Source organism: Cytobacillus sp. GQ23 (assembly GCF_059758675.1).
The window spans coordinates 80,569-91,380 of record NZ_JCAXER010000022.1 but is presented as its reverse complement, the minus strand read 5'-3'; the positions used below and the strand labels follow the sequence as shown (position 1 = coordinate 91,380).

The window sequence follows — 10,812 nt, the reverse complement described above, 5'->3', positions numbered from 1 at the left end:
CCAAATAAGAGTTGATATAGCTCGATTGCCTTTTCGAAAAAGACTAATGATTAAACGTTGACGTATTGTTCGTTCAGTTTTCAAAGATCAATTTTCTCTTTGTTATATTTTGCCTGATCGCCTAGAAGCGACTTTATTAATATAACATGTTATCCATAAACAAGTCAATAACTTTTTTAAATGTTTTTTCTCAGTTCAACTTGCCTTGTTAAGGACAAGAATTAATATACCACGACTCTTTAAATGTTTGCAATATAATTTTTCAAAAATGTTTAGTTTTATTTCCTCATGCATTTTTCATTTAAGCTTTCTACTATTAGATGAGCGATTTGGAATCAAATTTATTAGAAGAGACCCTTAAAGATAGCGGCAGATAATCTAAATGATCTGCAGCCAGATCTAATAACAGGTGCATGTTCGGCTAATCAAATTAATACGCTTTTAACTTGCGCCTGCATGAATAAGTTATATCAATAACATATTATCTGTATCCTTCATTAAAAATGCCCACATACTTATCCACTGTAAAATTCTTATTATTTCAGTTGTCAACAGAGTTACACACAGTCTGTGGATAACTTTGTTCACTTTTCCACACTTTTAAAAGCAACCATACAGAATAATATATTTCTAAGAAGTATAATAACTGCTTATAGAAAATCCAAACTCAAAATTAAAATAATTTCAGTGTATAAAGAAGAAATAGTAATAGTTTAGGGTAATTTTCATAATATCTATTAACTCTATTTAAAACGGAAGGTGTGAATCATACTGGAAACCGCAGCACTCTACATATCAGTGATCATGGCTGTTTTTTTGTTTGCTTATGCTTATGCAGAGGGAATTAAAATTGCAGACTCAGATGAAAAGGTCCATGGAGGCACCTTCATCTTTTCTGTTACAGCTGCATTTATTTTTTCAGCTCTGACCTATGTATTCAGATAAAAAAATCTCCCCATTTCAGGGAGATTTTTTCACTATTATATCTATAAAGATTTCATTTATCCGGAAACCGTTGTTTTTTTCTTCAATCCTTTCATCCGAAGCTTTCTCTCATCTAATATGAACAGAGTTATTCCTCCAATTACAATTGTACCCCCAAGAATTTGTGTCCATATAATAGACTCATGAAGCAAATAATAAGCTAAAACAGCAGCACCAACCGGCTCGAATAATATAGCCATAGAAATAGTTGAAGTGCTAAGCCACTTTATTGACCAATTGAATAATGTATGACCAAGAAGGGTAGGAACAAGGGCTAGAAGGATAAAATATACCCAATCACTGGTCCCATACGGCAGTAAAGGTTCTCCGGCGATTAACACATAAAATAACAATGTAATAGTGCTTATACTATAAACAACAAAAGTGTATGTGATGAGTGAAAGCCTTTTTCTGACTGTCTGGCCAAACATTAAATAAGCCGTAACAAGGGCACAAGCAATGATAGCAAGTATATCCCCGAACAAAGCAGACCCGCTGATTTGAAAATCTCCCCAGCTGATAATAACACTGCCCGCTATAGCGAGCAGCCCGCTTAATATCGCTTTCCAGGTAAACTTTTCTTTAAAAAAGAAATATGTACCTGCAAATGCAAAAAGAGGCTGGAGAGTAACAAGGACTGTAGAACTGGCTACAGAGGTGTAATTCAGGGACTCAAACCAGAGAATAAAATGCAAGGCTAGGAAAACACCGGCAATGATGGAATAGATCCAATCCCTCCTTGTAATAAGACGAAGTTCCGGAACATACTTTATAAGAAATACAGGCAACATGAAAAGAACAGAAAATAATAGTCTGTAAAAAGCTATGACTCCCGATGGAGCGCTGGATACCTTCACCAATATAGCCGAAGTAGAGACAGAAACGACGCCAATTGCCAGGGCAACATAGGGATTTATTTTTGTATTAGACATTTTTTTTACTCCTTGTGTCGGATTTCTAATAATTAGGGTATATTTCATTTTACAACGTACAGCTAAACTTTTACTACGGTTTTATTAGATCATATTTTGGATATATAATACTTTAAAAAGCGGGAGATATTATGAGCAGTTTAGAGATAGAAATATTAATGAAGCTGGGGATTTCAGCAGTCCTGGGTCTTATTATCGGCCTGGAGAGAGAATTAAAAAGAAAGCCGGTCGGCCTCAAGACCAGCTTAGTTATTTCCATAGTAAGCTGCCTGCTGACCATTGTATCTATTGAATCAGCTTATATGTTTCCTGGTAATGATGACATCAACATTACCATGGACCCTCTGCGTTTAGCTGCCCAAATTGTTTCAGGCATCGGCTTTTTGGGTGCAGGTGTAATATTGAGACGGGGAAATGACAGTATTTCAGGTCTTACAACGGCAGCTTTAATCTGGGGAGCAGCAGGAATCGGAATTGCAGTAGGTGCTGGGTTTTATATTGAGGCAATGGCAGGAGTTGCCCTTCTGATCATATCAGTAGAAGTAATCCCATTTATTATGGGCTTAATCGGCCCCCGCCGTTTAAGAGAAAAAGAAATCAACCTGCAGCTAAAGGTCAGGAATAAAGAAAACATCGCTGACATCATACCTGCAATTAAAGATCTTGATATATCTGTAAAACACATCCGCATCAAAGACCTGGAAGATGAACACCTTCATCTCGTTCAACTGATTGTTGCTGTCGACTATAAAAGGAGAACCACTGATGTATATTTCAACGTTTCAAGTATCCCTGGAGTACAGTGCATGGAAATCGATAGTATGCAGTAAATTTTTTTAATAATTTCTCTTGCAAGATAGCCCTGATGTGGTTATAATTTTTCTTGTACCACTACCCGGGGGATTAGCTCAGCTGGGAGAGCGCAACGCTGGCAGCGTTGAGGTCAGGGGTTCGAGCCCCCTATTCTCCATAATGTTTTCGCCTAAAAGCCTTGATAACACAAGGCTTTTTTTTCATTTCTCCATTTAATATTAGCTCTGACTCCTTTTTGGACATCTGTAAAATATAGGTTATACATATGATGCATTCAAGTTCAAAAAGAGGGTATGTGGACGGTAAAGAGTGAAACAAAATGGAGGGATTCAGCAATGAAAAAACCAGCAGCGCCCATCATCTTGGTATCTTTGCTTTCTGCCGCCGGAGCAGCACTTACTGTTACAGCTTTTAAAAACAGGCATAAGATGTCCGGTAAGACTTTTAGTGATACTGAAGCGCAGGAAAGTAAAAAAGCTGTAGCTATCGCGAAAGTATTGGAAGGAAATTGGCAAGCACGTATTGCACTTGCATGGAAATTGATTAAGGAAAAGCGCACCAATGAAGTAAACGAACTTATTTGCCTCGAGACACTGGAAGCAAAAGAGCAAAAACAAAAGGAACCAGCCCATACTAATGTAAATATAATTAACAGAAATAAAGTCTTTAACACTCCCTATGTGAGAAAAAGTAAAGAAGCTGATCAAATCGGAAGTTTTGATGCTGATAATCCTGATGAAAAAAGCCTTACTCCATACAATTCTGCTTTAAAAACAAAATGGACAGAAAATGGAATTCAGCAAACCCAAGCTTGACCATCTTCAAATGTTCAGCTTAGGTTAGTGACTAGGATAATACCGAAAAAAGCTGCCAGGCAAAACATGCTGTTAATGTCCCTTTTAAGTAGACATTCAAAAAACCTTCAGGTAACCATGGAGAAAAGAATGCTACTTGAGGGGATTTTTCTATGGCAAGAAAGGACAATCTATTAAGAGCTATTCGGGAAGTTCATCACTGTGATGAACTTCCCGAATTTCAATTTACATTTTAAGGTTTTTGTTAAACAACTTACCCTTTTCTTATGTACATTTGCCACAATCCTTGAATGTTAAATCTGCTCCCCGACTCAATTATAATTCCTTCTTTACCTCCAACTGTCGTTCAAGAGATTTTTTATCACCATTGCACATGAGAAATAGCTAGAAGCATGAATCTCTTCCATACTATTCTCCTGCATAACACCAACCCACATTATATCTGTTATTTCTATAATAGAAACCCTTGGAAAATCCAAAAAAAAAAAACACTTTGTATTTCCTGATCATCAATGCCCTTAGACAAATCTTTCTATCGCCCGAAAAACCTTTTAATCACCCAGCCTTGATCTGCCCCCTAATTAAAGTATTATTTTATAAGTATTTCTCTTTCATTTTTTAAAATTTGAAATAGATAGCTAAGGAATTCCTCTCTTAGATCTTCTCTTCTTAGCGCAAAATCAATTGTAGCTTGTAAAAAACCCAGCTTGTCCCCAACATCATACCTAGTCCCTTCAAAATCAATCGCATATAGTGATTCCGCCTTCGACAATTCCTTTAGTGCATCTGTTAACTGAATTTCACCGCCTAATCCTGGACGGATATTTTCGAGGATATCAAATATCGAAGGAGTAATAATATATCTGCCAAGGATTGCTATATTAGACGGAGCATTTGTTATAGATGGTTTTTCTACCAGACTGTTCACCTTGTATATGTTTTCTTTAATATATTCACCCTGGATTATGCCGTATTTACTGATATCATTTGTGTTTACTGTTTGGACTCCAAGAATTGTTGTTCTATATACTTCATAGGTGTCTATTAATTGCTTTAAACATGGTTTTTTTCCATAAACAATATCATCACCTAATAGAACAGCAAAGGGCTCATTGCCAATAAAACTTTTCGCACAATAAACCGCATGGCCCAGCCCCTTTGGTTCCTTTTGCCGTATATAATGAATATTTATCATCTCTGAGATAGAGCGTACTACATTTAGTAACTCATATTTTTTCTTTGCTTCGAGCTCAAGTTCGAGTTCTAAGGATTTATCAAAGTGATCTTCAATCGAACTTTTATTTCTTCCAGTTATTATTAAAATTTCCTCTATTCCGGATTCCACTGCTTCCTCTACAATATATTGAAGTGTTGGCTTATCAACAATGGGCAGCATTTCCTTTGGCTGTGATTTAGTTGCCGGTAAAAATCTAGTCCCCAATCCCGCTGCCGGAATGATTGCTTTTCGAATTTTCATTTAAGATCTCCCCCTAAAAACGCCTTTACCAGTATTTGTACTCCCTTTTCTTGTAATACTATTAATATGCACTACTACAAATAAACAGAAGAAGAACTTCAAATAAACTGCTAGAAAGGCAGTATTCTTTTAGTAGAATTTTTAAACCCACATGTCGAATCTTTACCTTTCTTAAATGCTAGTTAAAGTGTTTCGAACCGGTTACCCGATTTTCCGCTATTTAATATTCTATTTGCGGGTATGGATCTCATGTCTAAATAATTATAGTTGCTTTCTGCTTTAAATATAAAAATAGGGTCCGAATGCTGAATTTGATGCAGATCCCAGCAAATTCCGTCAACTTTATTAATTTGCCCCTGAATGGTCATAATTCGTATAGTGTTGGAGGTTGGCTGTATCTGTAAATTTGTGAAGGAATTTCCGCTGCATTCATTTGGAATGGTTTCGCTTCCTTCCAAAATAATATTATCAATGCAATCATCCAAAGAAATCTTATCAAAGCGATTTGCATTAACGTATGCAAATCCGCTTGCAGGTTTAACTGCTTTTAAATAAAGTCCTTTCGTAAAACCTACAATTTTGATATCCGTAAAATTCACAAACGAGATTTCATGACCACTTCCTCCTGAATACAAGTAAATTCCAGTTCCCGATACTGTTCCAGACCAATTTACTATTACAAGGTTCTTTAGTGAAGTATTATGCCATGTGTTATAGTACTTATGCTTTCCGTCCAAATAAATAACCTCTTTGGTGTATCCTTTATAATCCACCATAATCCTGGTGTTCCATAGAGAAGCATCCCTCTCCAGCTCAAACCCTCTAACGTTTGCACCTATGACAAATCTCGTCCCATAACTGCCCTGCAGTTTCACACCCTGCTTGATAATAACGTTACCTGTCATGTAATAATCTTTATTTGCTGCAATAACTGTTTTTTTATTGTTTTGAAAGGCGAAATTTATGGCCGCCTGGACTTTCGATTGGGCTGTACTGCCGCCAAAATCTTCGACGTAAACAACATTTGGATCTCCTGCCATTGTCGGTCACCCCTTCTGATTTATTACTCTATTGTATGTATTCTTTTATTTAAGGGATAAGCGAATAACACAAGCGCTAAAATAAATATATTAATTGGGCATAAAAAAGAGCCCGCCCCTGTGAGCCGGCTAACTGTTATCTATTAACTGATCAATGAATGCTTCTTTAGGGCATTGAAAGAGTAATTTGCAAAATACCATAATGCTGAAGCGAAATTAATTTTCTCTACTTTCCTATAGGTATTCCATGTTTTTTTAGCAGATTTAAGTTTATTGCCTGAGAGGGAATGCTCTCTCTTTCTATAAATAGCCAACTCTTCATCTAACCCATAAGCATAGATCCCTTTAGATAAAATGGATAGCCAAAGTCCGAAATCCTCTGAACAATCTCTATATAGAGGCATTTGCACCATCCCTAATTGTCTTGTATCAAGCATTACAGTAAGTGTCCCTATCGCCGTATTTTTTAGTAAACTATGATAAGTCGTACATGGCGGTATATTAATAATTTCTTTTGCTTTTCCCTCTTTTTCACTAATTATTCTGTAACTTGTATACGAAAAAGCAATGTGATTTTTTTTCATAAACTTTAGCTGTCTCTCTAATTTTTGCGGAAGCCAAATATCGTCACTATCAAGAAAGGCTAAGTAATTCCCTTTTGCTGCAGCAATACCTATATTTCTGGCATAGGCAGGGCCCTTATTTTCTTGCAGTTGTATTACTTTAATTCTGGATTCACCCCGCATCTCTTTTTTTACTTTCTCTAAAGTATCATCATAAGAACAATCATCAATGATAATCAATTCCCAGTTCTGAAAAGTTTGTGTCATAACGGATTGTAATGCAGAGCAAATATAGTTTGAAGAATTATATGTCGGAGTAATGATCGAAACAAGATCCTGATTTGAAGTCCCCATTTATACCATCTCCTCAGCATTCATTTTTAAGTGAAGTAGATTTAGAAAAAAACTTTGATTAGCATGTAATCTAAATTACCCTGTCTTGTTCCAGGCTTTCAATTAGGCTCTGATGTCCATAATCGCTGTTCTTTACTAACCCTCGAGCTCTATCTCTCTGAAGAACTACTTGTAAAGTTTGAAACAAAATTTTCATGTCCAATGAAAAGGAGTAATTCCTTACATATAATAAATCAAAACGCAGCTTATCCTCAGCAGTCGTAGAATAGTAAGCTAATACTTGAGCAAGACCAGTGATACCCGGCTTGACGGATAATCTATAAGAATAATAGGGAAGTTTCTCCTTATATTGGCTAATGAAAAATTCTCTTTCCGGTCTTGGACCAATTAAGCTCATTTCCCCTTTCAAAACATTAAGAAGTTGAGGGAGCTCATCTAAACGAATAGCCCTTATGAATCTTCCAATTGCTGTTATCCTTGCATCATTATTTTCAGCTAATACTGGACCTGATATTTTTTCAGCATCCTGTATCATACTTCTGAATTTGTAGATCCAATATGGTTTTCCATTTAGCCCAATCCGTTCTTGTTTATATATAGCTGGACCACTAGAAGTAAGCGGGATTATTATTAGCAGAGCTAAAAAAATAGGACTTGTAAGTACAAGCAGGATAATACATGCGAATACATCAAAACACCGTTTAATTATCCGCTGCCAAATGTTTAATCCAGGAGCATTAATTGAAATTACAAGCATGTCACCAATCTGTTGCGATTTAGCAGAATGTATAAACAAATCCGAAACATGCGGAACGATTAGGACTTCCTTCTCGTTCTTGATGCATAAATTGAGGATGTCGTTTTTTAACTGTCCAATTACAGCAGGAGCGAGGAGAAATACATCGAATTTATCTATATGGTTTTCCAAATGTGGTATTTGATTTATAGGCAAATATCCTGATATTTCAAACCATTTATGATTATTGAATTTTTGTGCCAAAGACTGGCCAGTTTTTTCATCCTCACAAATTATGACTACTCTTTTGCGGCCATGCAATTTATTAGCCATAAGCCATATTCCGCCATGAATAGCCGAAAGCAAGATAATTTGAATAATGAGGGCCTCAATGAAGAAGCTTTTTCGATAAAACATGAAAGATCCTGAAAAGGATACAGCGGAAACAAATATTGAAAATATTACAATGGGTAAAATACGAGAATAAATCTGCTTTTTTAAAGAACTTCCGCGCAAATTTTTATATAAATCAAAGAAGTAGAAAAAGATGAAAGCTGTTGCTGAGGGGACCAATAACCAGAGTAGATTTAAGGTGATTTCTAATTCTGCAGGTATTGAAAAGACATGGTAGAACCAAATGGTCGCTATATATCCTAAATAAACCAATACTATATCCAAAATGGCCAAGATCAATTTACACTACTCCTTTTCACAGTGTCCTTGAGGGAAGTTTGCAAAATTCTCAAATTAGAGAGCGGATTTATAAAATCACCTATTAATAACACTTCCTGTACTCCCTTAAAGTATTTTCCACCATCTTATCTAATGAGAATTCCTCCTCCACTTTTCTTCTGGCATTTTCAATTAACTTATATTTAAGTGACTCATCCGATTCCATTTCTAGTATTATTCGGCAAAACTCATCTGCCGAATGGCTGCTTATTAAAAAACCAGTCTCTTTTTCAAAAATGGCTTCCTTTATACCGCCACGATCTATAGCAATAATGTTGGTTCCCACAGCCATAGCCTCTAAAATAACCATCGGGAATACCTCACGATAAGAAGTTAAGAGCAGAATGTCGATATTTTTAATAAATTCCTCCGGCCTGTTTACAGCACCAACCAATTTAATTTTATGTGACAGATTGCAGGTTTCAATCATGGATTTAATTTTTTGCTTTCTCGGACCATCACCCGCAATATAAAATTTAAAATGCGGAATATCTCTTAACTGATCTGCGATTCTAATAAATAATTCATGATTTTTTTCCTCAGATAATCTTGCTAATATACCAATTTTAAAAAAATCACCTTTCTCCTTTTGAATAAAGCCAAATTGATTTAAATCTACCCCGTTGTACACAGTCGTAATTTTGTTTGCCTTTATCCCAGCCTCCATAAGGCTGTTTTTTTCGAAGTCACTTACTGTAATCACTCTTTCAACACATCTGTTTATTAAAAAGGCAAAAGCCCTGCGGCACCTATTCTCCAATATTGTTACATTATGCTTTGTATATATTATTTTAAATTTAATAGTTGATATTTTTCTGGCACATATACAGTAAAGAACCATTCTTAAACTATTAGCGTGAACCAGTTCAATTTTCTCCTCTAAAACGATTTTCACCAATTTCTTTATATTTTGGATATGGCTTGTTCTGCTTAGTTCGTGAAAACGCTGTTTATTTTTGATTCTTTCGTACAATTGGCCGTTGCCTGCAGCAAAGTGAAAAGTGATATTTGAGTCATGCAAGAGGTTCTCTAATTTACAAAAATACATTTCAGCTCCACCGAAATCTAATTTGTCTGTAATGACCAATATTCTCAATCTTTTCCACATCCCCATTCCATTTACTTTTCAATTATGGGAGAGAATAGAACCCAGGATCTCTCTGTTTCATTTGACTTTTGTTCCGCTCATGATGCATATAGGTTGATAGGATAGCTAGATACAGAAAAAACATATCGTTAATAATAATTGAAAGGAATCCCATTTGAAGTATTATTCCAACAAAAGTAAGTAAGAGATATGGTTTGTTTCTATATAACTTACTTTGGATTAATTGCATAAAAACTGTAAGGATAAACACACAGAAACAAGAGATGCCGATTAAACCCGATTCTGACAAAATCTCCAAAAAGGTGTTATGTACCTGAAGCGAATCACCATATCGAAATGAATTATATTCAGGAAAATTATAAGCTCCGATTCCTATATACTTATAGGAAACAAAGAATTCCCAGGCTCTTCCCCATAATTCCAATCTTCCGCTTCCACCATCCTTTGCCAGATCTTCTATTCTAGATCCTAAAATACTGAAAAGATTTAATTTCATATAGAAGACCACAAGGTAAGCAGCAGCTGATAGAAAAACAACCATTCCAGCTAGAAGCTTTATCTTTTTTAAGGGCTTATCTTTCAAAATGTATAGGCATAGTGTAATTATTAATACTAATAGTCCTCCTCTTGAAAAGGTTAATAAATTTGTCAGGATACAAAGCAGCAATCCTGCTTTATTTTTCATGGGTTTTGAATGGCATAAAAAATAAGAGAAAAAGAGAGTATTATAAAAGACAAAATAATTTGGATCCTGAAGTACCCCGATTAGCCTTGGGTAATTACGATCAAGCATCACACCCAACTCATAGATTCTGTCACCCTCTAAGTCAAAGCCAAGTCTCTGCAGCCCCATTAAATATAAAATTAGGCTTAGGGTATTAAAAACGATACCTGCATCGGCAATTGCTCTTTCGATAGTCCAATTATTTGTATGACCAATTATTGATTTAATTATGAAATAACAAGAAATATAAAGAATAATACCTAATAAAATTCTTATACTTGCAGAAGGATATAACGCAAACGCTCCTGTATAGCTATATACTAAGTAAAAAATTAGCATCGCTACCTCAAATCCATGCAGACGCTGAAAATAAAATGAACTTATATGGACTAGTAAATATAATATAGAAAATATTAAGTATGGCTTTATGGCAAAACCGATGTAAATATAATAATTCGCCATAGTTACGAGCAAAAAAAGAATGAAAACCGTGAAGCTGGCTTTTTGTTTTCTTATCATAATACCGTGGTCCAT

10 protein-coding genes and 1 tRNA gene are annotated in these 10,812 nt (G+C 35.5%); 4 read left to right on the top strand and 7 right to left on the bottom strand.

Annotated elements, in window-relative coordinates:
• Positions 1–804: 804 nt before the first annotated feature.
• Positions 805–945, top strand: a complete 141-nt coding sequence (locus tag AC6CHU_RS18335) for a hypothetical protein (protein ID WP_251285008.1) — start codon at positions 805–807, stop codon at positions 943–945.
• A 56-nt stretch (positions 946–1,001) separates the two neighbouring features.
• On the opposite strand, the gene AC6CHU_RS18330 is transcribed toward AC6CHU_RS18335, so the two are convergent.
• Positions 1,002–1,916: a DMT family transporter gene (locus AC6CHU_RS18330; protein ID WP_159871109.1), complete on the bottom strand. Its 915-nt coding sequence runs from the start codon at positions 1,914–1,916 to the stop codon at positions 1,002–1,004.
• Between the two features lie 131 nt (positions 1,917–2,047).
• Between AC6CHU_RS18330 and AC6CHU_RS18325 the strand changes: the two genes are divergently transcribed.
• From AC6CHU_RS18325 to AC6CHU_RS18315, 3 genes are all read left to right on the top strand, one after another.
• Complete coding sequence (locus AC6CHU_RS18325; protein WP_159871112.1) at positions 2,048–2,746, top strand: MgtC/SapB family protein; 699 nt, start codon at positions 2,048–2,050, stop codon at positions 2,744–2,746.
• A 67-nt stretch (positions 2,747–2,813) separates the two neighbouring features.
• Positions 2,814–2,886, top strand: a tRNA-Ala gene (locus AC6CHU_RS18320).
• A 178-nt stretch (positions 2,887–3,064) separates the two neighbouring features.
• Positions 3,065–3,544, top strand: coding sequence for a hypothetical protein (locus tag AC6CHU_RS18315; protein WP_498122566.1), 480 nt, complete (start codon positions 3,065–3,067; stop codon positions 3,542–3,544).
• Positions 3,545–4,133: 589 nt separating this feature from the next.
• Here AC6CHU_RS18315 and galU read toward each other — a convergent pair.
• The 6 genes from galU to AC6CHU_RS18285 form a co-directional block, all read right to left on the bottom strand.
• Entirely contained in the window at positions 4,134–5,021 is an 888-nt protein-coding gene (galU, locus tag AC6CHU_RS18310) for a UTP--glucose-1-phosphate uridylyltransferase GalU (protein ID WP_498122565.1), read from the bottom strand.
• Between the two features lie 182 nt (positions 5,022–5,203).
• Complete coding sequence (locus AC6CHU_RS18305; RefSeq protein WP_159871118.1) at positions 5,204–6,061, bottom strand: hypothetical protein; 858 nt, start codon at positions 6,059–6,061, stop codon at positions 5,204–5,206.
• A gap of 143 nt (positions 6,062–6,204) precedes the next feature.
• The gene (locus AC6CHU_RS18300) at positions 6,205–6,978 is read right to left on the bottom strand and encodes a glycosyltransferase family 2 protein (RefSeq protein WP_159871121.1); all 774 of its coding nucleotides are present in this window, start codon (positions 6,976–6,978) and stop codon (positions 6,205–6,207) included.
• A gap of 70 nt (positions 6,979–7,048) precedes the next feature.
• On the bottom strand, positions 7,049–8,407 hold the full coding sequence (locus AC6CHU_RS18295) for a sugar transferase (RefSeq protein ID WP_498122564.1): 1,359 nt from the start codon (positions 8,405–8,407) through the stop codon (positions 7,049–7,051).
• An 82-nt stretch (positions 8,408–8,489) separates the two neighbouring features.
• Complete coding sequence (locus AC6CHU_RS18290) at positions 8,490–9,542, bottom strand: glycosyltransferase family 4 protein (RefSeq protein ID WP_251284986.1); 1,053 nt, start codon at positions 9,540–9,542, stop codon at positions 8,490–8,492.
• Positions 9,543–9,576: 34 nt separating this feature from the next.
• Positions 9,577–10,812 carry an O-antigen ligase family protein gene (locus AC6CHU_RS18285; protein ID WP_251284987.1) on the bottom strand — a complete coding sequence of 412 codons (1,236 nt, stop codon included), beginning with the start codon at positions 10,810–10,812 and terminating at the stop codon, positions 9,577–9,579.

Coding starts and splice junctions, on each gene's coding strand:
- AC6CHU_RS18315 (WP_498122566.1), top strand. CDS start 3,065: ATGAAAAAACCAGCAGCGCCCATCATCTTGGTATCTTTGCTTTCTGCC.
- galU (WP_498122565.1), bottom strand. CDS start 5,021: ATGAAAATTCGAAAAGCAATCATTCCGGCAGCGGGATTGGGGACTAGA.
- AC6CHU_RS18285 (WP_251284987.1), bottom strand. CDS start 10,812: ATGGACCACGGTATTATGATAAGAAAACAAAAAGCCAGCTTCACGGTT.
- AC6CHU_RS18300 (WP_159871121.1), bottom strand. CDS start 6,978: ATGGGGACTTCAAATCAGGATCTTGTTTCGATCATTACTCCGACATAT.
- AC6CHU_RS18305 (WP_159871118.1), bottom strand. CDS start 6,061: ATGGCAGGAGATCCAAATGTTGTTTACGTCGAAGATTTTGGCGGCAGT.
- AC6CHU_RS18330 (WP_159871109.1), bottom strand. CDS start 1,916: ATGTCTAATACAAAAATAAATCCCTATGTTGCCCTGGCAATTGGCGTC.
- AC6CHU_RS18335 (WP_251285008.1), top strand. CDS start 805: ATGGCTGTTTTTTTGTTTGCTTATGCTTATGCAGAGGGAATTAAAATT.
- AC6CHU_RS18325 (WP_159871112.1), top strand. CDS start 2,048: ATGAGCAGTTTAGAGATAGAAATATTAATGAAGCTGGGGATTTCAGCA.